Source organism: Vibrio sp. SCP2 (assembly GCF_059295395.1).
This window is the reverse complement of record NZ_JCAFVV010000001.1, coordinates 210,110-234,427: the sequence shown is the minus strand read 5'-3', so window position 1 is coordinate 234,427 and position 24,318 is coordinate 210,110. Positions and strand designations below refer to the sequence as shown.

Annotated in this window: 21 protein-coding genes; 12 read left to right on the top strand and 9 right to left on the bottom strand. The window is 44.3% G+C overall.

Annotated elements, in window-relative coordinates:
• Window positions 1-88: 88 nt before the first annotated feature.
• Window positions 89-1,291 (bottom strand): aromatic amino acid transport family protein, encoded by a 1,203-nt coding sequence (locus AC5O63_RS01140; RefSeq protein ID WP_494503584.1) that lies wholly within the window; start codon window positions 1,289-1,291, stop codon window positions 89-91.
• Window positions 1,292-1,870: 579 nt separating this feature from the next.
• Here AC5O63_RS01140 and AC5O63_RS01135 point away from each other — a divergent pair.
• From AC5O63_RS01135 to AC5O63_RS01125, 3 genes are all read left to right on the top strand, one after another.
• On the top strand, window positions 1,871-2,446 hold the full coding sequence (locus AC5O63_RS01135) for an acyl carrier protein phosphodiesterase (protein WP_494503583.1): 576 nt from the start codon (window positions 1,871-1,873) through the stop codon (window positions 2,444-2,446).
• 35 nt (window positions 2,447-2,481) lie between these two features.
• Complete coding sequence (locus AC5O63_RS01130) at window positions 2,482-3,741, top strand: DEAD/DEAH box helicase (RefSeq protein WP_494503582.1); 1,260 nt, start codon at window positions 2,482-2,484, stop codon at window positions 3,739-3,741.
• 71 nt (window positions 3,742-3,812) lie between these two features.
• Complete coding sequence (locus AC5O63_RS01125; protein WP_494503581.1) at window positions 3,813-4,316, top strand: GNAT family N-acetyltransferase; 504 nt, start codon at window positions 3,813-3,815, stop codon at window positions 4,314-4,316.
• Window positions 4,317-4,347: 31 nt separating this feature from the next.
• On the opposite strand, the gene AC5O63_RS01120 is transcribed toward AC5O63_RS01125, so the two are convergent.
• Window positions 4,348-5,475 carry an acyl-CoA desaturase gene (locus AC5O63_RS01120; protein WP_494503580.1) on the bottom strand — a complete coding sequence of 376 codons (1,128 nt, stop codon included), beginning with the start codon at window positions 5,473-5,475 and terminating at the stop codon, window positions 4,348-4,350.
• A gap of 254 nt (window positions 5,476-5,729) precedes the next feature.
• Here AC5O63_RS01120 and AC5O63_RS01115 point away from each other — a divergent pair, with 254 nt between their 5' ends.
• The 4 genes from AC5O63_RS01115 to AC5O63_RS01100 all read left to right on the top strand — a co-directional run bounded on the left by AC5O63_RS01115 (window position 5,730) and on the right by AC5O63_RS01100 (window position 10,966).
• Window positions 5,730-6,290 (top strand): GNAT family N-acetyltransferase, encoded by a 561-nt coding sequence (locus AC5O63_RS01115; protein WP_367937841.1) that lies wholly within the window; start codon window positions 5,730-5,732, stop codon window positions 6,288-6,290.
• A 99-nt stretch (window positions 6,291-6,389) separates the two neighbouring features.
• Window positions 6,390-7,508 carry an efflux RND transporter periplasmic adaptor subunit gene (locus tag AC5O63_RS01110; protein ID WP_494503579.1) on the top strand — a complete coding sequence of 373 codons (1,119 nt, stop codon included), beginning with the start codon at window positions 6,390-6,392 and terminating at the stop codon, window positions 7,506-7,508.
• Window positions 7,509-7,518: 10 nt separating this feature from the next.
• Entirely contained in the window at window positions 7,519-10,671 is a 3,153-nt protein-coding gene (locus AC5O63_RS01105) for an efflux RND transporter permease subunit (protein ID WP_425667149.1), read from the top strand.
• A 73-nt stretch (window positions 10,672-10,744) separates the two neighbouring features.
• The gene (locus AC5O63_RS01100) at window positions 10,745-10,966 is read left to right on the top strand and encodes a DUF7661 family protein (RefSeq protein WP_494503578.1); all 222 of its coding nucleotides are present in this window, start codon (window positions 10,745-10,747) and stop codon (window positions 10,964-10,966) included.
• A 35-nt stretch (window positions 10,967-11,001) separates the two neighbouring features.
• Here AC5O63_RS01100 and AC5O63_RS01095 read toward each other — a convergent pair whose 3' ends face one another.
• The gene (locus tag AC5O63_RS01095) at window positions 11,002-12,762 is read right to left on the bottom strand and encodes a methyl-accepting chemotaxis protein (RefSeq protein WP_494503577.1); all 1,761 of its coding nucleotides are present in this window, start codon (window positions 12,760-12,762) and stop codon (window positions 11,002-11,004) included.
• Between the two features lie 144 nt (window positions 12,763-12,906).
• On the opposite strand from AC5O63_RS01095, the gene AC5O63_RS01090 reads away from it, so the two are divergent.
• Entirely contained in the window at window positions 12,907-13,509 is a 603-nt protein-coding gene (locus AC5O63_RS01090; protein ID WP_494503576.1) for a beta-phosphoglucomutase family hydrolase, read from the top strand.
• 34 nt (window positions 13,510-13,543) lie between these two features.
• Here the strand turns inward: AC5O63_RS01090 and AC5O63_RS01085 are convergent, their stop codons facing one another.
• Complete coding sequence (locus tag AC5O63_RS01085) at window positions 13,544-14,848, bottom strand: inosine/guanosine kinase (RefSeq protein ID WP_272788325.1); 1,305 nt, start codon at window positions 14,846-14,848, stop codon at window positions 13,544-13,546.
• A 111-nt stretch (window positions 14,849-14,959) separates the two neighbouring features.
• Window positions 14,960-15,427 carry a CreA family protein gene (locus tag AC5O63_RS01080; protein ID WP_004746809.1) on the bottom strand — a complete coding sequence of 156 codons (468 nt, stop codon included), beginning with the start codon at window positions 15,425-15,427 and terminating at the stop codon, window positions 14,960-14,962.
• A gap of 266 nt (window positions 15,428-15,693) precedes the next feature.
• Here AC5O63_RS01080 and AC5O63_RS01075 point away from each other — a divergent pair, with 266 nt between their 5' ends.
• Together AC5O63_RS01075 and AC5O63_RS01070 are read left to right on the top strand one after the other, a co-directional pair.
• Window positions 15,694-16,191 (top strand): flavodoxin, encoded by a 498-nt coding sequence (locus tag AC5O63_RS01075; protein ID WP_494503575.1) that lies wholly within the window; start codon window positions 15,694-15,696, stop codon window positions 16,189-16,191.
• Between the two features lie 221 nt (window positions 16,192-16,412).
• A complete protein-coding gene (locus AC5O63_RS01070) occupies window positions 16,413-17,060 on the top strand; it encodes an HAD-IA family hydrolase (RefSeq protein ID WP_494503574.1) in 648 nt (215 codons plus the stop codon).
• 435 nt (window positions 17,061-17,495) lie between these two features.
• Here AC5O63_RS01070 and AC5O63_RS01065 read toward each other — a convergent pair whose 3' ends face one another.
• Window positions 17,496-17,951, bottom strand: coding sequence for a methylglyoxal synthase (locus AC5O63_RS01065; RefSeq protein ID WP_004743830.1), 456 nt, complete (start codon window positions 17,949-17,951; stop codon window positions 17,496-17,498).
• A 9-nt stretch (window positions 17,952-17,960) separates the two neighbouring features.
• Window positions 17,961-18,977 (bottom strand): TMAO reductase system periplasmic protein TorT, encoded by a 1,017-nt coding sequence (torT, locus tag AC5O63_RS01060; protein WP_494503573.1) that lies wholly within the window; start codon window positions 18,975-18,977, stop codon window positions 17,961-17,963.
• 80 nt (window positions 18,978-19,057) lie between these two features.
• On the opposite strand from torT, the gene torS reads away from it, so the two are divergent.
• The gene (gene torS, locus AC5O63_RS01055) at window positions 19,058-21,949 is read left to right on the top strand and encodes a TMAO reductase system sensor histidine kinase/response regulator TorS (RefSeq protein WP_494503572.1); all 2,892 of its coding nucleotides are present in this window, start codon (window positions 19,058-19,060) and stop codon (window positions 21,947-21,949) included.
• A gap of 2 nt (window positions 21,950-21,951) precedes the next feature.
• Window positions 21,952-22,479: a GNAT family N-acetyltransferase gene (locus tag AC5O63_RS01050; RefSeq protein ID WP_239854860.1), complete on the top strand. Its 528-nt coding sequence runs from the start codon at window positions 21,952-21,954 to the stop codon at window positions 22,477-22,479.
• On the opposite strand, the gene AC5O63_RS01045 is transcribed toward AC5O63_RS01050, so the two are convergent.
• Complete coding sequence (locus AC5O63_RS01045) at window positions 22,476-23,099, bottom strand: lysoplasmalogenase (RefSeq protein WP_494503571.1); 624 nt, start codon at window positions 23,097-23,099, stop codon at window positions 22,476-22,478. The genes AC5O63_RS01050 and AC5O63_RS01045 overlap by 4 nt on opposite strands.
• A gap of 62 nt (window positions 23,100-23,161) precedes the next feature.
• Window positions 23,162-24,310, bottom strand: a complete 1,149-nt coding sequence (locus tag AC5O63_RS01040; RefSeq protein WP_494503570.1) for an iron-containing alcohol dehydrogenase — start codon at window positions 24,308-24,310, stop codon at window positions 23,162-23,164.
• Between the last annotated feature and the right edge of the window lie 8 nt (window positions 24,311-24,318).

The window sequence follows — 24,318 nt, the reverse complement described above, 5'->3', positions numbered from 1 at the left end:
AAGTTTTATCCATATTCGCTGAAAAGGGATCAAAAAAAGACGCCAATATAGGCGTCTTTGTATGATTTCTTGGTTGTACTGACAAGGGTTATCCTAAAGCGGGTAGGAAACCTGCTGTGATAAGAATCTGTGCGCCGATGATCAGGACGCCCACAGTACTTCCAACCGCGAGACCTAGATTACCACCAAGCACCTGATAGTGCTCTGAATCAGATTGAGCGCGTGCCTTCTTTACCATCAATATTGGTAAAAAGATTGCGAGAACGACAAGTGCAATAGCGGCATAACCAAGCGCCATGATAAAGCCCTGCGGGTAGAAGAGAGCAAATCCCATTGGAGGAAGGAAAGTAATTATACCAACCAGAGCGCGTGAGTTGCCTTTTCCCTGCTTCTTCAGGGTATCACCTAAGAATTCAAACAAGCCTAAACTTACACCCAAGAAAGAGGTCAGTAGGGCTAAGTCGGCGAAAATACCAATAGTTTGGCCTAGGTTAGAAGCGTGCACTGTTGTTGCAAGCGTTGAAATTAATGCACTAAGACCTTGGTTTTCAAGCAACGTAGATTGGTTAACAACGCCAAGCGTTACCACTTGCCAAAATACATAAATAATTAGAGGGATAGCAGAACCGACCAAAATCGCTTTACGTAGTGAAGGGGTATGACCATCAAGGTAATTCACAATGGCAGGAATGCTGCCGTGGAATCCAAATGAAGTAAAGATCACAGGAATGGCTGCGATGACCAATCCTTGTTCTACAGGCATGCTCAAAAGGTAAGACTCTGTGACGTTTGGCGCTAAGAAAGTGAGTACCATCGCCATGGCGACAATCTTAACCAAAAATAGCACTCTGTTCACTTTATCTACCGTAGCGGTGCCAATAGTCACAACAGACGCAACGATGAGGGTGAAAACTAAAGTAGATGTCGTGTTCGAAACTTCTATGTTGGTGAAACCGGCAATACGCTCAGCAAATTGAGCACCGCCACCAGCAATGTACGCAGCACACAGGGCATAGAATAAGAACATCATGGCAAAACTCGCGACCCACTTGCCTTTGGTGCCAAGAAACTGCTTGGCTAACGTATGCAAGGTCGCATCTTGTTCAGCATGCTGGTGGACTTCAATCATTAACAGCGCGGTGTAAGCCATTAAGGCCCACAATGCGATCATGATCATTAGAGATGTAGAGAAACCGATTCCGGCGGATGCGAGTGGCAGTGCCAGCATGCCTGCACCAATGGTGGTGCCTGCAATGATCAAAGTACTACCCAATACCTTTGATTTTGTCATTGTATAATAATCTTTACGTTTTAATGTGCTTTTGTAGCTGTATAGGCTAATAAATATTCAAAATATGGTGTTTATAACTACCATAAGTGCGATTGTGTAAAATAATTCAAACGGGATCAAGCTTTTTGTACAGTTAAATTACCATTTCTGTAAATAATGGTGTACAGAATGGGAATTGCCCACGACGTAATCGTTTACTTGGGATTGGTTTCAAATCGTGGCCACAATTTACTTTTCCCTTTCAAAAAACTGTCATATAAGTGGTTTAAAAAGGAACAATAGAACCACATATTCAAGTAGAGACTTGTTTATGGGTCTTAAGAAGTGTTTTTATTAAGGAGGTCAGAATGAGTGACCAATCAGTAAATGAAGAATGCCTTGAGCTATTAGATGCGATGGAAATTGGCTTTGAGCTCTCAGACTATGAGCAGTCAATTGAAGAACTCGCAGAAGAAATCTTCAAATAACAATTCTTCAACGATGATATTGCTACTAATGTAGCCAACAGAAAGAGCCAGTGCATTCGCGCTGGCTTTGTGCTTTTATTGAAGAGGTAGACATTATTGCAAGGCTATTCGATTGAACTATCTCGCCCACTTACACATTGCAGATCATTGCGACTCGAACTTACTTGGCAACTTATTAGGTGACTTTGTAAAAGGTAATCCTGAGTCTCAGTTCCCTAACAATGTTTCCCAAGGCGTGCGCCTGCACCGATATGTCGATTCATTCACAGACCATCATGAGCAAGTTCTCGAAGTAAAAAGCTTATTTCCCAATGGAGTAAGGCGTTTTTCCGGTATCGCTTTAGATATGTTTTGGGACCACTGCTTAGCGAAGCAGTGGAGTCAGTTCCACTCAAACTCGCTGAATGAGTTTTGCCAACAAGCAGAGCATCGGGTGTCTCTCGACAGCCACAATGAACTACCAGAACGGTTTTTACGTGTCTCCACTGCGATGTGGCAGGGACGCTGGTTGGAGTCTTATCAACATCTAGACAATATTGAATATGCGTTGCAACGAATGTCTGCTCGATCTCCGAGAATGTCGCGGTTAAGTGACTGTTTTCCACATATTGAGCGAAATTATGACCACTTGGTAGAGACATTTTCCACCTTCTACCCTGATGTGCTAACTGCGAGCAAAAGTTTTTGATAGAATCGTCCGCCTTGCAATTAAAGGTTACGCGCATGTCGACACAATTTGAAGCACTAGGGCTTTGCTCAACACTTACCCAAACCACTGAAAAACTCGGTTTTAGCCAACCAACCGAAGTACAGGCTCAGGCTATTCCACATGTTCTTGAGGGTGCAGATGTCCTTGCTGGTGCTCAGACCGGAACGGGTAAAACTGCGGCGTTTGGTCTGCCTATTTTGCATAAGCTGCTTGCGTCTGATGTGAAGCGCGATCCTCAAAGTAACGATGTTCTCGCTCTGGTCCTTGTCCCTACCCGTGAGTTAGCTCAACAGGTGTACGATAACTTAGTGCAATATGCACAAGAAACGACAATAAAAATCGTCACTGCCTACGGTGGTACAAGCATGAACGTACAAACTCGTAACCTAAGCGAGGGTTGCGATATTCTGATTGCTACACCCGGGCGTCTGCTCGATCATATGTTCTGCAAAAACATCAACCTGTTCAAAACGCAATACTTGGTACTGGATGAAGCAGACCGAATGTTGGATATGGGCTTTATGCCGGATATCAAACGCATCCTTAAGCGCTGCAATGAAGATCGTCAAACTCTGTTCTTTTCTGCAACCTTTGATAAACGAATCAAAACCATCGCCTATAAAATGCTCAATGAGCCGGTAGAAGTTCAAGTAACCCCTTCCAACAGTACCGCTGAAACAGTAAAGCAGATGGTGTATCCGGTTGATAAAAAGCGCAAAGCGGAACTATTAGCGTACTTAATTGGCTCAAGAAACTGGCAACAAGTGTTGGTGTTTACTAAAACCAAGCAAGGGAGTGATGCATTGGCGAAAGAGCTTAAACTTGACGGCATCAAAGCGGCTTCGATTAATGGTGATAAAAGCCAAGGAGCACGCCAGAAAGCACTGGATGACTTTAAGTCAGGTCAAGTTCGAGCACTTATTGCCACCGATGTAGCCGCTCGTGGACTTGATATTCAGCAGCTTGAGCAGGTTGTTAACTTCGATATGCCCTACAAAGCGGAAGACTACGTTCATCGTATCGGTCGAACTGGCCGCGCTGGAAAAGAAGGATTCGCGGTATCGTTAATGAGCCGTGATGAAGAGTACCTACTCGAAGCAATAGAACGCTTACTCGACAGTAAACTGCCTCAAGAATGGCTCCAAGGCTTTGAGCCGAGCTTGATCGAAGAAATCGAACCAGAAAAATCGCCACGTCGTAGAGGTCGTAATTCAGACAAGCGCAAAATGAAGGCGAAGCTTAAGATTCACGCCAATCGTGGCAAAAGAAAATAGCAAAATAAAGAGGGCTCTGGTTGATGACAACAGAGCTCTTTTATCAAGGAGCAATAACAAGGAACTCGTTAGTGAAACTGGCACTCATTACATTAAAAGATGCTGAAGCCTTGCTGGAGTTTGAACTAGACAACAAAGCTTGGTTTGAAGAATTTATCCCGCCACGCGAAGAGGGTTTCTATTCGATACAAGGTGTGCAGCAACATATCCGTGAGTTCTTACTCGACTATCAATGCAATGAAATGATCCCGCTGCTTATTAAAAGTTTTGATGACCAAATCATCGGCAGGATCAATCTGACTAACCTTGACTCGGTGCGTCGCAGTGCTCATTTGGGGTATCGAGTTGGCAAAGCGTCAACGAATCAAGGTGTGGCTAAGTGGGCGGTTTCTGAAGTGAGGAAACTAGTCGAACAGAAAGGAATAAAAAAGGTTATCGCTTACGCTGCACTAGAAAATCCAGCATCGCAGAAAGTGCTGACCAATAATGGCTTCCAGCCAGTGAAGGTTGTTCAAGATTATGCGGAGTTGCACGGCACTTCGATCGATTGTATTGAATTCCAATTGAAGATGTAAAAACGGAAGCCTCGGCTTCCGTTTTTTAATGTTAGGCGTATTGGGCAACCATGCTTTCCCAACTTTTTCTTTGCGTAGCAAGTTCTTGCTTCATTTGCTGATAGCGAAGTTTAAGTAGCGATTTCTCATACTTCTTGGCGAGGTCGTTTTTCTTTGCCTCTAGCACCTGTTTCTTCACTTCGTAGTAATCAGACATCTTACCCATCAGCGCTTCAAACTCTTTATTCAACGCTTCGTTAAGCAGCGCAGCGTTAGGTAGTTTACTAATGTTACGCGATGCGGTGCTGAGGGATTGTTTAGCTTTGGCTTTTTCGATGATCAGCTTAGGCGTAACGCGAAGCTTCTTTGTTAGACCTAGCCAAGAGCAAGATTTGATCAACCATTTGGTAGGATCGTACTGCCACCAGTAGATGCCGTTGCGATAGTCGTTCTCAAAGATATGGTGGTAGTTGTGGTAACCCTCGCCGAAAGTAAACACAGCAAGCACAGCGTTATCACGAGCGGTATTCTTGTCCGTGTATGGCTGGCTTCCCCAGATGTGCGCCAAAGAGTTAATGAAAAACGTCGAGTGATGGCTAAGTACCAACCGCAAAACGCCAACAACTAGCAGCATACCTAAGATATCGCCGTGCAATAATCCAAGCGCGATAGGGATACCAAAGTTAGTCGCAATGGCTAAAGGTACATAATACTTGTGTTGCCACATAACGATTTTGTCTTTCTGTAAATCACGGCAGTTACTGTAGTTTTCAAAAGTATTGGCATTGTACTCACGCAACATCCAGCCAATATGGGAAAACCAAAATCCACGTTTTGCTGAATATGGATCTTTGTCGTTGTTATCGACATGCTTGTGGTGAATGCGATGATCTGAGCTCCAATGCAGCGCACTGTTTTGGAGTGCAAAGGCGCCACCTAAAGCGAAAAGGAAGCGCAAAGACCAGTGAGCTTCATAGGTTTTGTGCGACCAAAGGCGATGATAACCCGCCGTGATTGAAAGGTTACAGAAAGAGAACGCGACTAAAAACCAAATGAGGTGTTCGACGCCGTAACCCGAGGTCATGCCATACCAGGGCACGACAGCAACAGCGACGATAAAAGAGGATAAGAAGATAAATACATTTAACCAAATCAGAGGTGGTTTGCTAGAGCCCGACATGGTGATTTCCTTTCAGCTAACAGTTGTGCGCTAGAATATCAGCGTACAACTGTAAGTCAAACGGAATTAAGGAGTTTGATGTCTAACTCACGCCTTTAGTGCATCGAATATGTAACTAAGTTTGTAATCGTTAGTTTGGCTAGATAATTATTCAATTTCTTGCGTAACTAGTTTCAGAATGTTTGGCTTTTAGTTAAATGTTTTATAGTATGAAGAGGTAAGCAATCCTTACAGGAAGTAATAAGGAACTATAAATGGAATTAAAAGTAGCTGAATATAGCGACTATGAGCGCATTGCTACTCTGCATGCACAGAGCTGGAAGCTGTTCTACCAAGGTATTTTGGGCAAAGACTTTCTAGAGAACGAAGTGCTCGATGAAAGAATGGCTATTTGGCAAACACGTCTTATCAATCCTCCCTTCAACCAACATGTTCTTCTTATCGAAGAAGGTGGTTTACTGTGTGGTTTTATTTGCGCATTCGGTAACCACGACTTTGAGAAAGGCACCATTATTGATGCATTGCATGTAGACCCTTCATATAGAGGACGCGGGTTAGGTGTCAAACTGCTTTCAGAAATGGCGAAGTGGATCGCACAATACTTTCCTGATAACGGTGTATACCTTGAAGTAATGAAAGACAACAAACAAGCTGTAGACTTCTACGAACACCTTGGCGGCGACTGCCATATCGAGCGCTTGTGGAATGCGCCGTGTGGAAATCAAGTTCCAGAGTTAGTCTATACATGGAAATCGGGAAAGGACCTGGCAAACAGTGTCGAATCTCACACTAAGTTAGATGTTGTAACAGGTTGAAACAAATAAGGTTGTTTCCCTGATAATTCTCGGACATTTGCTTTGTGGCCGTTAGGTAGTTTTAGATAAGCCCATTTTTAATTACCTAACGGTTTATTCATGAAAAAAACAATTCTCTTCACAGCGCTCAGTAGTGCGCTTTTTCTCGTAGGATGCGGCGAAACTACAAAAGGACAAAATCAAGCTCCGCCACAATTGGTTGTCGCCGAGCAAGCGAAATTCACTTCTCATCAACAAAGTAAATCTTACATTGGCCGTGTCGAGGCGGTTGAAGATACCAACATCACCGCGCAGGTGACTGGCTATCTTAAGTCTCGCCATTTTGAAGAAGGGCAAATGGTCGAAGCAGGTCAGCTGCTCTACACGATTGAGCCGTCTTCTTTTGAAGCGCAACTAGCCAGCGCTAAAGCAGAGCTTGCTCAAGCGAGAGCGAATCTTAAAAAAGCGGAACTAGACTTCAAGCGCGGTGAAAACCTGCTACCGAAAGGCAGTATTTCCCAATCTGAATTCGATAACCTAAATGCGGCGCTCCTTGGTGCTAAAGCGCAATTGGAAGCGGGCAAAGCGCAAATGCATTTGGCTGAAGTCAACCTTTCTTATACTCAAATCAAAGCCCCATTTTCAGGCCGAATTGCACAAAGTAAAGTGAGTACTGGTGATCTCGTTTCCCCGCAGTCAGGAATTCTTACCACTCTGGTTAGCTTAGACCCAATCCACACCAGCTTTAGTGTGAGTGAGCGTGAGCGTCTCGAACTCGGTATGGATAGAGTCAAAGGCGAAGGCGATGTAGATCTGGTTGAGGTGCAAGTCGTCTTAGAAAACGGACAACCTTTTGAACACTTGGGAAGGCTCGATTTCTTAGGTAACCGTATCGACGTCAACACAGGCACACTCGCGATGCGCGCGGTCGTTGATAACCCTGAATATCGTCTGTTACCTGGGCAGCATATTCGTGTGGAACTACGTGAGAAAGAGGCACAGGATGTGGTGATTGTTCCGCGGCGTGCTGTCCAAACCGACCTTGAAGGCAATTTCGTTATGGTTGTTGCAGAAGGAAATGTGGCAGAGCGAAGAAACGTAGAGCTTGGTCGCCAACTAGAGCAGGGCATTATTGTTCAAAGTGGCGTTAGCGCTGATGAACAGGTGATAACCCAAGGTCTACAACGTATCCGAAATGGCGTTCCTGTACGTTTTGACGAAAAACCGGCAGCTGAATAACGAGGTCTAAATGTTAAGTCGCTTCTTTATCCAGCGTCCTAAGTTCGCGCTGGTCATATCAATCATACTCACGCTAGCAGGTGCGATCTCTTTGATGATCTTACCAGTTGCTGAGTACCCGAAAATCAGCCCTCCGTCGGTTAACGTTTCAGCCTACTATACAGGTGCTAGTGCAGAGGTTGTTGAGCAGGCCATTGCTGATCCCATAGAAACCTCCGTCAACGGCGTTGAGAACATGATCTACATGTCGTCAAAAAGCGCTAATGACGGTTCTTACAGCTTAAATGTGACCTTTGACGTTGGTACTGATCCTGACATGGCTCAGGTTAACGTACAAAACCGAGTGTCGCAGATTGAGTCTAAGCTACCGCAAGAAGTGCGTATGGTTGGTGTGACTGTTCAGAAGCAGTCACCAGATATGTTGATGGTGCTGAACTTCTACTCGCCAGACGGTAAGTATGATGACAAGTTCCTAATTAACTACATCAACCTAAACGTTAAAGATCAATTGGCACGCGTTAAAGGTATCAGTAACGTAAACGTTATTGGTGGTGGTGAATACGCGATGCGTGTTTGGTTAGATCCTGAAAAAATGGCTAACCTAAACCTGACCACAAGTGACGTTTATTCTGCACTAGCGGAGCAGAACGTTCAGGTAGCCGCAGGTCGAGTAGGTGCAGCGCCATACAGTAGTGCACAAGAGGTTCAGTTTAACCTAGTGACTAAAGGCCGCTTGGAAAGCGTCGATGAATTTGAAAATGTCGTTTTACGTGCAAACAGTGATGGCTCTACTGTCTACTTGAAAGATGTTGCTCGCGTTGAACTTGGCAAAAAATTCTATGACGGTACAGGTAAGTTCCGTGGTCAAGATGCTTCAATTGTCGTGCTTTCTCTGCAGTCAGATGCCAACGCATTAGAAAGTGGCGCGGCGGTCATGGAACTGCTTGAGAAGCTAAGCACCAACTTCCCAGAAGGTATGGTGTACGAAACCAGTTATGACACAACGCTGTTTGTCTCGGAATCGATTAAAGGTGTAGTTAAGACGCTCATCGAAGCCATCTTGCTAGTTATTGCGGTTACCTATCTGTTCTTGGGAAGTGCGCGTGCGACGCTAATTCCAGTCGTTGCGATTCCAGTGTCTTTGATTGGTACCTTTGCCATCATGCAAGCCACCGGCTTCACCATCAATACCGTAACCCTGTTTGGTCTTATTCTGGCCATTGGTATTGTGGTTGATGACGCCATATTGGTGATTGAAAACGTCGACACAACCATGGCCAAGGATCCTTCCATTAGTCCAAGAAAGGCAACTTTGATTGCGATGAAGGAAGTAACAGGGCCAATCATTACCTCAACATTAGTCTTGCTCGCAGTGTTCCTGCCAGTCGCGATGTTGCCGGGCATTACAGGGATCATGTACAGACAGTTTGCGTTAACGATCTGTATTTCTGTAGTCATCTCATCCATCAATGCGTTAACACTATCGCCAGCTCTATGTTCTCTGGTTTTAAAACAAGGCGGTGGCAACACAGCTCGTTGGTTTACCGCGTTTAATGCGGGTTTAGAAAAAGTCACCGCTCGTTATGGGCAAGTGGCCGGTTTCCTTGTTAAGAAGAGCGTGCTACTAGTTACCTTCTTTATTGTGGCCGTCGCAGCAGTAAGCTTCTTTGCTAAAACAACCTCTACTGCTTTCGTTCCTCAAGAAGATAAGGGCATCTTACTGGTTAACGTTCAGCTGCCGGATACCGCGTCTCTTTCTCGTACTGAAGAAGTGACTGAGCAGCTAGTAGAGTTGGTGCAGAATGAGCCAGGTGTCGAAGGTGTAACCGTGGCGAACGGCTATGCATTTATGACAGGGGCTTCAGCTTCAAATGGTGCATCGCTGTTTATCAAGCTACATGATTGGGATACGCGAAATGCGCTCGACGGTGAGCACTCTGCCAATGCGATAGGACAGCGTATCAATGCCATTGCGGCGACCGAGCTACCTCAAGCGATTGTATTTGCGATGGGAGCTCCAGCTGTTCCGGGTATGGGCGCAGCGTCAGGCTTTGAGTTCGTCTTGGAAGATAGCTTGGGTAGAAGCCGAACCGATCTAGAAATGGTCATGGGTCAAATGATCGAAGAGGCGAACAAACAGCCAGAAATCGCGTTTACCTTTAGTACGTTCCGCGCCAATGTTCCACATTACTATGTTGATATTGACCGAGAGAAAGTCCAGCAACTTGGCATTCCACTTTCAAGTGTATTCCAAACGCTACAGGGTAACTTAGGTTCTTTGTATGTGAATGATTTCACCATGTTTGGTAAGAACTTCCGTGTGACTATGCAGGCAGATGGCGAACACCGTCGCGGTATGGAAGACCTAGAGCGTTTCCATGTACGTTCATCGAGTGGGGAAATGATTCCGCTAAGTACGCTGGTTAGCTACGAGCAAATCTTTGAACCAGATGTTGCATGGCGATACAACATGTATCGTAGTGCCGTGATTCAAGGTCAACCTGCTCCTGGTTACTCAAGTGGTGATGCTATAGCCGCTATGGAACGTGTCGCTGCTGAAGTGCTGCCACAGGGCTATCAGTACGAATGGACTGGCATGGCATACCAAGAGGTACTTGCCGGAAACCAAGCGATATTTGCGTTTGCTCTCGCGCTTATCTTTATTTACCTGTTTATGGTGGCGCAGTATGAGAGTTGGACCATACCATTGGCAATTATATTAGTTGTTCCGATCGCAACGCTGGGCTCCTTCCTTGCGCTGAACTTAACTGGAACACCACTGAACTTGTATGCCCAAATTGGTCTTGTCCTACTCATAGCGCTAGCGGCGAAGAACGCAATCTTGATTGTGGAATTCGCCAAGGTAGAGCGTGAAGAGAAAGATGTCCCTATTGGTGAAGCTGCAGTTCAAGGTGGTAAGCTACGTTTCCGAGCCGTTAACATGACGTCGTGGTCGTTTATCTTGGGTATTTTCCCGCTGATATTCGCTTCAGGCGCAGGACATGTAAGCCAAAACTCACTCGGTATTTCGTTGATTGGCGGCCTGTTGTGTGTGCTACTAGCAGGTACATTCTTAATTCCGGGCTTCTACGCATTCGTTCAGCGTCGACGAGAGAAGGCACATGGTGGCAATACCAAATTGATTCCTTTAGATGACGAGTAACGTTTGGTAACTTCAAAATCCCCTTAGCTGAATAGCGAGGGGATTTTTTGTATTTAGAATTTGGAGAGTAAGCGTGAGATTCTTCTTTAATGTGTTCGGCAATAAGATGTCTGTAGAAAGAAAAGGTGAAGAGTGGTTACTGTATCAAGAATCAGATACTTCAATTCGCCGAAGGGTTTACGATATCTATATCCCGAGTGATGTAGAATGTGACCAACTCGCCCAGTACTTGGCTGATATGTATCATGAAAACGCGACAGAGAGATTTTCATCGGTAGAAAAAATAAAGCCCTAACCAACAGGTTAGGGCTTTGTCGATAGCTGAGCCGATTAAGACGTTTTGAACTCAGCGACAGCGTTGTCCATATCTGTGGCTTGTGCAGAGACACGGTCAACTTCGTTCAGACACTGCTGAGCCGAGCCCATATTTCCTTCGGAGATTGTGTTCAATTCGGTAATCGATTCACTCACTTGATTCATCACAATGCCTTGTTCTTCAATCGCAGAGGCAATACGTTCAGAGTTGGCTTGGATGTTGGTCATATCATCAATGATTTGAGTCAGGCTACTATCAAGCGTGCGTGACGCATCAAGAGTTTGAGAACCTTGCTCATTACACTGATCTATATTGGTGACTACTTGCGACATTTGAGACTGAATAGCGGTAACTACTTTGGTGATCTCTTCTGTTGACTGGTGAGTTCGACTAGCGAGTGCACGCACTTCATCAGCAACCACTGCAAAACCACGACCTTGTTCACCAGCGCGAGCTGCCTCGATAGCCGCGTTAAGAGCGAGTAAGTTAGTCTGCTCGGCGATCTCTTGGATAATGTTTACAGCATCACCAATCTTATCAACGTGATTGTTTAGATCGCTGATCGATTCTTGGCTGCTTCCCAAAATAGATGAAAGCTGATCAATATTTTGAACGGTTGTTTCAACGACCTTACGACCGTTTTGAGCGTTAACTGAGGCTTGCTGAACCCCCTCTACTGCTACAGCGGTACTTTCTGAAATTTCACTGATGGTAGAGACCATCTCTTGAACAGAAGTGGCCATAGTGCTGGTATGGTCTGCTTGAGTGTGGAATTGCTCAATGACATTTTGTAGTTCATTGTGCATATTTGAGGTACTTTGAGACAACTCTGCAGACTTAGCCTGAGTACCTGATATAAGCTTTTCGAACTCGTCTAATAGGCGGTTAAAGTAGTTACCTATAACACCTAACTCATCATCTTTAGCTAAGTTTGCGCGTAGTGAAACGTTATTGGTGCGTGCGATTTCTTGTATTGCCGCAAGTAACGAGGCGACTTGTTGATTGATGGTACGAGAAATTTGAAAGATAAATCCAAAAATAACCAAAATGACCAGCGTTGTGAAACCAGTTTTAAACGTTGTGAGCCGCTCTTTTGTTGCTGATGTTTCGTCGTTTAGTAAAGATGAAAACGATTTAAATTGTTCTTCTACAGTGTGGGATAGATTGCGAGTATCACCGAGTAACCCTTCGTTGTACTTAAGACCAATACGTGTGCTCTGGTCGATATACGCTTGGGCTGCCGCTTTAAGAGATGAAGCGGTTGTAGGTATTAGAGACGTGTCTAATTTACCTGCCAATACTTGTTTATTAAACTCGAATAATCCAACAAGTTCGTCGCTTGAGAGAGAGGGTTTAATTCCGGTAAGCTCGGAATTGTAACGTCCGACAAGCTTTTCTTCGGGCTTTAAACCACGTTGATCAAACGCCTGAACTAAAGCATTAAAGCCTGTTTGATACTTAAGAATATCTTGTTTAAGTTGACTGCTAGAAGGTAAAGAATGTTGGGTTAATAGTGTAGATAACTCAGACTCAACCGCCAAAAAAGTATCCATATTTTTGTTAAACTTATCGAGATATTTCATATCCTTACGGAGTAGGAAGTCTTTTTCATTACGACGAAGGTTTAGAAGTCGAATCTCGAGTTTGGCAACTAATAAACTTGCGTGATTGAGTTCTGAGGTAGATTGGGCAAAATGAGTAGAGGTTAATAGTACCGAAACAACCCCTAAAATGGCGACAGCACCCAATGAATACAGTTTATTTTTGATATTCATGAGATTACCTTATTTGTTAAACAATTTGATTTATAGGTAGTTAATGTGATGTTAGTTGCTATTCGCAAATATATCAATTAGGACTATGGTCTTAGTTTTGTATGCTAGATGTATTGTTCCAAGTTAAGTTATAAAGAGAAATAAATGTTTGAAAGCGTAGAGAAATATCAAGCACTCATATTTGATATGGATGGTACCATAATTGACACCATGCCTGCACATTTAAAAGCATGGCAGCAAACCGCTGAGCATTTTGGTTTCCCGTTTTGCGAGCAATGGCTACATAGTTTGGGCGGAATGCCGAGTTATAAGATCGCGGCTGAAGTCAACAAAAAGCATGATATGTCGTTGGAACCTACGGAAGTATCGCGGTTCAAAATGGATGCGTTCTCTTCTCTGGAGGAACATGGTGAACCGATTGATTGTACGGTGAATGTTCTTAACCATTTCTTTGGTAAGAAAAAACTTGCCGTTGGTACTGGAAGTCAACGAGAGAGCGCGATCAGACTACTGACCAAAGCAAAACTCATTGATAAGTTAGATGCTGTTGTTACCGCTACGGATGTGGCTAATCACAAACCAAATCCCGACACCTTCCTGCAAGCGGCAGAGATGGTGAATACAGTGCCAGCCAATTGCCTTGTGTTTGAAGATACCAAACTTGGCCTTCAGGCGGCCCATGCAGCAAAAATGGATTGTATGATGGTCGAAGGCGACGAACTTGTGTTCTATCCGTACTCTGAATAATAAAAGAGCCGCTAAAGTCAGCGGCTCTTGAGTTTTATCTGTCCCAGTAAGCTTCTTCTAAGCTATCTTCTCTCTCTGGAAGCGCTCGCGCTAGGCGAGGCGAGTGCTGAGTTAACACTTCATAGCTAACGCGGTTTGCGTACTTACAAATTTGCGACAGTGAAGAGTAAGTTAGGTACGGCTGGTCATGTTTTGATGAGTTCGGTACATTGACCTGATGGTGACTGTTCGCCGCCATATCATGCAGCAGTGCAGACAGAGCAGCATCACCAGCGCCGTTAGTGTTTTTGATCTCAAGTGGGCCACCGAGATAAGGACCAATATGAGAGTACACTTTTACTGGATTCTGACAATCTGACTTACGCATTGCGCGGCTGAACTCGTATTTATTGAATTCAGGGATATTACCCGGCAATAACGGTAATTCTGTTTCGCGCTTAACCGAATCTTCCGTGTAACCCGCCATATAAAGACCAACTGGACCAGCGGTACACAGGACCACATCTACCCATTCGAGTGCTTTGTCAGCAGCAAGAAGAGGATCTTTTTCACCTGTTAGGGCTTCGCCTTCTTCTTCATTCATCGCGACGATAGCGATGTTTTCCTTAATGTAGTCTTGCCACCACTTTGCATTGCCTTCGATGACCCATTTTGTGCCCAAGGTTAGGACAACAGGAACATTCTTCGATTTAGCAATCTCGATCGCACGAGCAACAGCTTGAGGCATAGGATCTTCAGGTTTACCGCGCATTAAATATGAAGAAACCACAAGAGCCGAAGCTTTATCAAACACATCTTCAGGAATGCTGTCAGGGCGCAGTTGGTTCATGTGGCCTTCGTTAATTGCGAAGGTACGTTCACCGTTTTCAGAAATTAGTGTGTAGCAGCGACCGATTGAGCCTTCAACCATTTGTAAATGGTTAAGGTTCATACGAGAAGAGGTTCTACATAGGTAACGGTAGGCGAATGAGCCCACTTCAATATTGCGTGACATAACGCCAAGTAATACTGACTTGCTGTCTGCGAGCACAGAGTAGTTGTGAAGCGTGTTGCCGATCGTATCTCCAGGGTATTGGTGAGTGATCAGTTCGCGTTCGACAAGCTCTTCGTACAGAGCATCGGCTTTGGCTTCTTCTAAAACTAGAGAGTGTCCTTTACTCAAGTCATATTTCGCAAGAAATTCGTCATCGACTCTAGCTTCAATATCAACGATTGTTTGACCAACACCTACCACAATTGGGCGGTAAAGTTTTGGTGTTTGTTTCATCTGATTGACGAGTGGATCACGGGCGTGAGTTGGAAAGTAGTGCTTAGATTTGCGCTGTCCGGGAAACTTCATGTTTAAAGTGGAGTTGGAAATTTTCCCGCATAATATCACATTAAATTAAGATTGCTTTCATATTTATTACATAAAAAAGTGCCAACCGTACGTGGTTGGCACTTAATTAAGCTATTTTTCTTTGGTGAAGCTACCGTAGGCTTTTGTTCCCCAAAGCGGCACGGTCGATAAACTGTGCTTGAAGCTGCCGTCAGTCTCTTTAGTCGTGTATGAGAGGTAAAGCAGTGTCTGATTGTCGGCATCGTAAATGCGTCTAACCTTCATCGATTTGAAAAAGATACTTTTCGATTTCTTGAATACGACTTCACCAGATTTACTCTTATCGATCTGAGCGATCATTTCTGGGGTAATATCACCCGTTTGGCGACACGAGATAGAGCTGTCGCTTGGGTCTGCAAGGCTAAAATCCGCTTCAATAGAAGCAATGTGGCAGGTGACACCTGTGACGACATCATCTTTTAGGTTTTCGATCTTAATGTCTTTCAATGTAAAAACGCCAAGCGAAACATCGCCAACTTCGTTGTCAGAACAACCCGCTAATAGTCCGGTTAAAAGCATTGCGGTGAGCAGTTTTTTCATTCTAAATCCTTGCTATTGTTTAGGTATCCGAATCTTTGGCTCAAGTATCAGGGCAATCAAGAAACGATAAAGGCAAATACCAACACTGTCGTTTCAAAAATGACTAACATCAAGCTTAAAGAGACAAGATGCAAATAGAGTGCTGATAGCATATCAGGTTTTTGAATACTTTACTGAATCACGTTTTAAAAGACTTGAGAGGTCAAGGTGTTATCTAGTAAGCTTCAGCCTAACTTCCTTAAGCGAGTACAGGTCTAACCGACGTTATGACGATACCTAAGATTGCTGAAATCAAAAATGAATGGCTTTATCAACAAGTCGATGTTGAATACCCAACAAAAGAGAGTATCGCTGGGTTAGCACTGTATAAAGAAAAGGCCGCCTCGTGCCAATATGATCAATTAGAGCCAATGCCGACAGAGTCGAGTGTCTTTGGTAAAGACGATATCTTTCTGGTTGATTTTCATCGTTTAACCGTTATGTTTGCCTTGTTACAGGCACGCCGTTGGCAAAGCCAAGCCGACAAAGACCTGATTTTAGAGTTCCTTTCGCAAATAATTTACTCTGAGCCATGCAGCTTGTATTTAGGTTTTAAAGCGGGAGAAGCGGTTGCCGCAGCGATCGTTACAGCAAGTGAAGATGCTTCACTGATTTCAGATATCGTTGTCAAAGACGAGCTAAGCAAACAAGACTTTGTTGCCGCGCTATGCGTGAAATTAGATTTGGCTAACAGCAATGCTCGTCGCTTGTTTATCGAAAGCTAGCGGTACACAAATAGGCCCATACGTAGTCACTTTAAACTCGACTAAATTCCACTTAGGCTAGCTTGCTAGCAAAGGCCTGTTAGCCTAAATCGTGGTAAATGGTGATGCGCCTTAAACTTCTGATTATAAGTCTCTTATAAACCAGCGAAATGTTAAGCTGGTCATTTCAAATATCACTATCTGTCTTATTATTTCTCGTAGAAAATTAAGAGGGTAGTGATATGGCAAAGCCTCAAGCTCAATGTGTAATTTTTGATTGTGACGGTACTTTGGTCGATAGCGAGAGGCTGTGTTGCCAAGCGCTGTGCGATGCGTTTAACCATTTTGGCGCGTCGTTGTCGATGGATGAAGCAGTCAGTCACTTTGAGGGGGGTAAGCTTGCAGACATCTTAGCAGCGACGAAGCAAAGGCTAGGGGTTAATGTTTCTATTGACCGACTCGAACCTGTCTACCGCCAAAAGCTAGACTTGCTGTTTGAACAGCAGTTACAGCCAATGGATGGGGTATTCGATGTATTAGACTACCTTAATAAAAACAATGTTGAATACTGCGTGGCGTCAAATGGTCCGAGAGACAAAATCGAGCGCTGCCTTGAGTTGACCGGGTTGTTACCGTTTTTTAAAGGGAAAATCTTCTCTGCATTTGATACCAATAGCTGGAAACCCGAACCTGATCTTATCCTTTACAGTGCAATGAACATGGGGTTTAAGCTCGAAGATTGTATTTATGTGGACGATACGCCAAAAGGGCTCGAAGCTGGAGTGAGAGCTGGCGTGCAAACTGTTCATTTAACCGGGTTAAACAACAAGCATCACACGCTAGATCTGAAAAAAATAAGCCACCTACGGGAGCTTGAAGAGATGCTTTAATGTGGGGCAGTCTGGGAAATTGTTGGCATTGTACCTACTTTATGTAGTAGCGCATGAGTTGGAGTGATTTGTGTGACATTTTCAAAAAAGGACCCACATTCTGCGCAAAGCATGTTGTTGTTATCAGACAGCAAGTACTCCTCGCTACCGCATAACGGACAGCACAGCACATCGTTGAGCATTTCATCTTTATTCATGGGGGAATCTCCCGGCAGCGACAATAGAAACAATATATTATTAATTTTGTAATGTTCTTCGACAGGATAACTGGGCGTTGTTAGCCTGACAATTCCATTTTAGTCGAATGGATCGCTGTATTACTCAATAAATGGAATTATCCGCAAATATTGAGAAGCATTTCATATATTGGAAAGATAGTAGAAGAATCAGATTTGATAAAAGCTCGCAGTTTCGCGAGCTTTTTGTTTTTTTAACTTATGTTCTGTTGGCAAGGTACGCTTCATAGTCGGGGATTTCGATATCCACTTCTTGTTCGATGAGCTCAGATTCAATAATGAACTTGGCCGTTGCACGGTTTGTCGCGACAGGAATATTCCACACACTTGCGATACGCAGCAGTGCCTTAACATCTGGGTCATGCGGAACCGCATTAAGTGGGTCCCAGAAGAAGATCAGTACATCTATTTTGCCTTCAGAGATTAAAGCACCCAGTTGTTGGTCACCGCCCATCGGGCCACTGATCATACTTTTAATCGCTAAACCAGTATCCTTACTCAGCATAGAACCTGTGGTGCCTGTTGCGTAGAGAAAGTGACGTTGTAGCTTTTCTTTGTTCTCTTTTACCCAACGTAGTAACTCAGGTTTGCAGTTGTCATGTGCGACAAGCGCGACGTGTTTGTGTGCAGGCAGGGTACGCGTCGTTTTTTCCATTTAGACTTCCTAATTGTTTTCGTTATATACGTAAAATGTTGGTCGATACTCTGAAGGGGATAGAGATTGCGCTATCACTTCAGGGTTCAAATTATTCGGTGTTAGCGGCTCAATAATCGGCGCTTCAATTTTGTTATAGTTCTCACCACGCAAATAGTGCACGGCTTGCTGAATCGAGAGGCGACCTTGCAGTACCATTTTATCCGTTGGGGCAAATTCAACTCTGCTCCTCAATAGGCCTCGGTATACGCCGTGACTTAAATAAGTCGAAACAAGGCCAATATCGTCCGCTCTATTCGCGCTGCGTAACTCGCTAATGGCCGCTTCAATCGCGACTGCGCTTCCTACTATATAATTAATATTTTTGTTATCAATGGCTTTTTGAACTAGGTTGCGTTGCAGCTCTTTATCATTGTCTGCCCAATAGGTGTCGACAACATTAATGTCGCTACCTTTAATAGCAGAGTAAAACCCTTGGATCACGGGTTTAGTGCCACCACTGGATTGAGGTCCGGGTAATAGGGCAATATTGGTTTGCCCAGAGCCCGCAGGGTGCTTAGATTTTAGATAATCACCCACATAGTAGCCCATCCAATACCAGTCAACGCCAACTTCCCCTTTCAAAGCGGTTTGGTTTTGTTGATCAACCACGAGTTTGTTGACTGTTGCAAATACAGGTACCGATGAAGAAACGGTACTCAGTGAAGAGTAAAATAGGTCGGGTGCTACCGTACCCAAAATGATCGCGTCTGCTCCCCACTTGACGCACAACGCCATATGTTCACGTTGCTTGTCTAAGTTAAGGTAACCGCCTGCTTCAAGAACTCGAAGATCGACATCTTGTTTGTTGGCTTCATCTACCATGCCGTAATTGACTGACAGCCAATAGGAATCTTTAAGATGAGGGTAGATAGCACAGATACGAGGAGGCTGAGCAGCATAGGTACTGGCAGAGAACAGGAAAAGGGTGAGCAGTATCGACGTAGTCAATGTTTTAGGTGTTTTGATTGCGGAGATCAAAGACATGCAGCATTTCGTTGGTAATGGGCGAATAAACACTGCAAAATATAGCGCATTATAGAAGAGTTAAGAAGTGAAGATTCTCAATGTTACTTGCTAAAGCGAGTATTGGCCGTAAATTGTTGCTGTCATTTTTGGCCATGGCGCTGCTGGTTTTAATATCCGCATTGATCGGTATGTTCGGATTTTCGTCCGTAGCAAAAACCGAGCGCAACGTGGTTAACTCTGCAATCCCTTCGTTGATCGAAGCTCGTCAGGTTTCGGAACTCAGTTCGCGCATCATCTCATCTGTACAGACACTCTCGAACGCTAAAACTGAAGCAGAACGTCAAGAATCAGGTAAAGAGCTCTTTTCGCAACTCGAAACCTTGCTCACGCATATAAAGCAGTTGGGTTCGGATTCATTTGACTCGTCATTGCTAGATAGATTGGAATCAGACGTTCAGGGTGTTATTGATACGCTGGCTAAACTGGGAATTGTGGTCGAAAGACGGTTATTTCTTAGTGATGATCTTGCGATAAGAACTCAAGAGCTGAGAAAACTGGCAAGAGAGTTGGAGCAGCTTACTCGTACTCAAGTCGCTAACACGTCAACCATTGCTGTAGCTAACGTTACGCATATCTATGCGCTACTGGAAAAAAACAAAAAAGATCAGGCTTATCAGGCACTTGACACTTTAGTGGAAGTCGATCTCGATTTAGCCGAGCGTTTACACGAGCTTCATCTACTCGCTTTTAAGCTTCTTAACCATATTGAAGAGACACGCACTATCTCTGATATTGATCGTATTCGAACCATACGCCAAGAATTTAACAACAACTTGAGCATTATGAAGCGTCGAGTTCAAGCGGTAGAAGATCCAACGCGTTCCGCTCAGATGACGGCCTTACTTGATAAGTTAGAACAAAGAGAAGTGGTGTTTGATGTTCTCACTCAACGTTATGAGAACGAACTTTCAGCACAGCAGTTGATGCAAGATACGCTTACCCAGTTTTCGACACTAAACACAACGGTAAACAAGCTTGTCGATGATTCGAACTCGGCAACGACACGTGCCGTCGCTGAGTTAAAAACCACACTAAATTACGCACAGTTGACCCTAACGATCATCACAATATTGGGTATGTTGATAGTGGTCATTATCGTGTGGAAGGTCGTCTATGTATCGGTCGTTAAACGACTCGCTGAGTACTCTTCAGCGCTGCTTTCGATTGCCAAAGGACAGCTTGAAGTTGACCTCAAAGTGAGAGGGAGCGACGAGCTGGCTCATATGGGCCAAGCGATAATTACCGCGCGCAACACAGCGAAAGCGTTAAAGGTGGTTGCAGAGAGTGAAGCGGCCGCCAAGAGAGAATTGGAAGAACACAAAGGTCATCTTGAAGAGCTAGTTGCTGAGCGAACACATCAGCTGCAAAATGCCAATACCCGTCTAAATGAGGAAGTAGAGAACCACGCCAGAGCGCGTCAAGAAGCCGAGCAAGCTAGCCGAGCTAAATCCGCCTTCTTAGCTACAATGAGCCATGAAATTCGTACACCGATGAATGGCGTTCTTGGTACAGCACGCCTGCTTAAAGATGCCGGTCTCAACAGTACCCAAGCGCACTATGTTGACGTGATCAATCGCAGCGGTACGACACTATTAGCCATTCTCAACGATGTTTTAGATTACTCAAAAATAGAGGCGGGACATCTTGAGATCCGCCCGGTTGATTTTAATCTTCCTGCGATGGTCGATGATACCAAACAACTGCTATTGGGCAGAGCGAAGGAAAAGTCATTGCAGCTAGAGTACTGTATCGAAAGCGATGTTGAAAAATACTGGTTTGGTGATGTGACTCGTATCAGTCAGGTTCTCAATAATCTGGTTGGTAACGCGATTAAGTTTACCGAACAAGGCAATGTCGATATCTATGTGTCGCTTGATCCAGATACTCCACAGCACATCATGTTCGAGGTTTCCGATACTGGCGTTGGGATCAGTGCTGACGAACAACTGACCTTGTTTGACGCGTTTACCCAAGCAGCAGGTGGCATGGGAGCAAAAGGCGGGACGGGCTTAGGCTTAGCGATCAGTAAGCGTATTGTTGAAGCAATGGGCGGGCAATTGTTTGTCGACTCAAGCGTCGGTGAAGGTAGCTGTTTTTGGTTTTCTATCCCGCTGACACTAGGTCAGGAGTTCGAAGTGCTAGAAGTAACCACTGATTGTCGAATCAAGGCTAAGGTTTTGCTTGTCGAAGATAATCCAGTTAACTGCATGGTTGCAGAAGGATTCTTGAAAAGCATGAACCACGAGGTACATACTGCGGTAACTGGCGAGAAGGCGTTCGCATTATTTAAGCAAGAGCAGTTCGATTTGGTGCTGATGGATATCAATCTCCCTGATTGTAACGGCGCAGAACTACTCAAAGAATTTAAGTCATATCAACTTGGTCAAGGGACTACAAGCGATATCCCTATGATTGCCGTCTCTGCGCACGTCTACAACGAAGAGGTTGAAAGTTACTTAGCAGCAGGCTTTGATGGTTACTTGCCTAAACCATTAGATAAAGATCAATTATGCCAAGTAATTCAAAATAGTTTAGAAGGGAAGCCTCTGTTACTTGCCCAAAGTGATGATTGTGATGTAGAAATAGGCATGCAAAAACGGTCAATTATTAATCCGAATGTTATTCTGGCTGATATGGAAGTATTAGGTAGAGACAAAATGAAAGAAATCAGCATGATGTTTAATCAGGGTGCTGATGAAATACTTGAACAACTCGATGCCGCTGCTAAACAAGAGAATCAGCATAACACGGTACAGTTAGCACATAAGTTAAAAGGTTCTGCGGGCAGCTTAGGCTTAGACTCTTTATACGATCTTTGCTTGGAGATAGAAAAGTCACCCAACCCCTTAGAGTGTTATCAACAACACAAAGCCGGGTTAACTTTGCTTGTTTCGCAATCGAACGATGCACTGAAAGAATTATTAGATTAGATATGAACCAAATTGAATCAAAAAAACTTTCCATGGCTCAGATCACGGAAGATGATTGGGCGCTGTTTGAACGATTGAATCAAGATGAAGATGTGATTCGCTACGCTTTTGATAAACCGTCCACTGAGCAAATCCGAGAGCGTTTTACATCGAGGTTACCCGCTTGGAGCTGGCCGGACAGCCATTGGTTGTGTCTGGTGATTCGAGAAAAAGAGTCCGGTGATGCTGTTGGCGTGACAGGCTTGTGTGTCTCTGAACAAAGCAAGGATGAAGTAGAAGTAGGTTATCTTTTACTGCCAGAGTTCCACGGTAAAGGCTATGGAACGGAGTCTTTAGTTGCTTTGATTGATCATGCTACTAGTGAGTTTCCGATTAAAACGGTCAATGCGATTGTGACTGACGGAAACATTGCTTCATGCAAAGTGCTTGAGAAAGCAGGCTTTACCTTAGCTGAACGTGAAAAAGATGCCTATTTACTAGGCGGTAAATACTACGATGACTTAATTTATCGTTTTCAGGTATCGGTCTAAGAAGCGACGACTGACAAAGTCAGCAAGGTTTGAGCCGTGTAATAGGTTATCATCACAACGTGACGCGAGTAAGCTGAGTGGCTACGAAAACGATCCACTGCCAGTACAACATCCGACACGATGAAAATGAATGCGCCTAACACGGCATAGCCCGCACCAGAGCCTAAAGATGAATTCCAATGCTCAATGGTGCCCCAAGCCATCATCAATATTCCTAAGCTATAGAAGGCGATAGGTAGCTTCCAACGGCCTAAGTTTGGCAATAACAGTAGATACACAAGCGTTCCAATCGCAAGGAGCGTTAACAATATCCAGACATTAATTTGCATATCTACCGCACTGAAAAATGCGATGCTATAAGCAAAGTGGGCAAGTAAAAAAACGCTAAGACCTTGTATAAACTTATCTTTTGGGTGCATTAAAAAAATGTCGCCTATGCAAGATAAGATCAGACCAACGCCAATCCACAAGGCGTAGGTTGACTGGGCATGTTGACTGCCAAAGACAATAATAGACATAAGAAAGATCGGTGTCGGCTTCGATAAATAAAAAATCCAACGATTGCTTTGGTTAATACTCCATACGTGTATTGCGCACGTTAGGGTAATTAATAGCCACATAAATCCTTCTTATACAAAAAAAGCAGCGAATGCTGCTTTTTAGATTAATAATTTAGCTGAATTTACGCAATAGCAAGGTCAAGGATCTTACGGCTTTGCTCTAAGTTGATCGCTTGGTTTTCACCCAGTGCAACCATGCCGTGTTGTGTCAGTTGATTAATAACAGAATCAACGGCCTGCTCTTTATCGGCTTCGTATTCGCTAAATTGTGTGGCGACACCTAGCGATTGGTAGAAAGATTCGATAGCAACAATGGTTTGCTCAGCAAGATCGTCTGTCGCTTCTAGACCAAATACGTTGATACCCATCTGTTCTAGTTTTGTCTTCTTAACGGCAAATTGATTACGTAGCAAAGAAGGCTGAACTATAGCGAGTGAGCGCGCATGATCAACACCCCAAAGCGCCGTAAATTCGTGACCGATCATATGTGTCGCCCAATCTTGCGGAACGCCAGAACCAATCAGACCGTTGAGTGCTTGGTTCGCTGTCCACATCAAGTTTGCACGCCACTGATCATTGTCGCGCTGTGCAAATTCAGCACCTAACACTTTTAAGTTCTTTAGCAGCGCTTCCGCGTAACCATCTTGAACCATAGCACCGTGTTGGTTGGTTAAGTACTGCTCGCAAACATGAACCCATGCATCGACAATGCCATTGATTAATTGCTTCTCCGGCAGAGTTTTCATTACATCTGGGTCCATGACTGCAAACTTAGGCTGTACATGCGGTGTCATGAACGGGAGTTTGTCATGAGTTTCTGCTTTGGTAATCACAGCGCCCATGTTTGACTCTGATCCTGTAGCTGGCAACGTTAAGATAGCGCCTAGAGGTACGGCTTCAGTCACTTGATGTTCGCCAACCATAATGTCCCAACCATCACCATCATATTTCGCAGCGGCTGCGACATATTTTGAGCCATCGATGACCGAACCGCCGCCCACCGCAAGTATGAAGTCAATTCCTTGTTGCTTGACGAGAGCCACGGCTTTATCGAGTGTTTCTTTTGTTGGGTTTGGCTCTACGCCGGAAAATTCACTCCAAGTGTGGTTGCTCAGAGCCAGCGAAACCTGATCATAAACACCATTGCTTTTAATTGAACCACCACCGTAAATAACAAGTACTTTTTGATCGGCAGGGATGATGGATTGAATGCTTTGAATTTGACCTTGACCAAATTGAATTTGGGTTGGGTTAACGTATGAAAATTGCATTGCGTTAT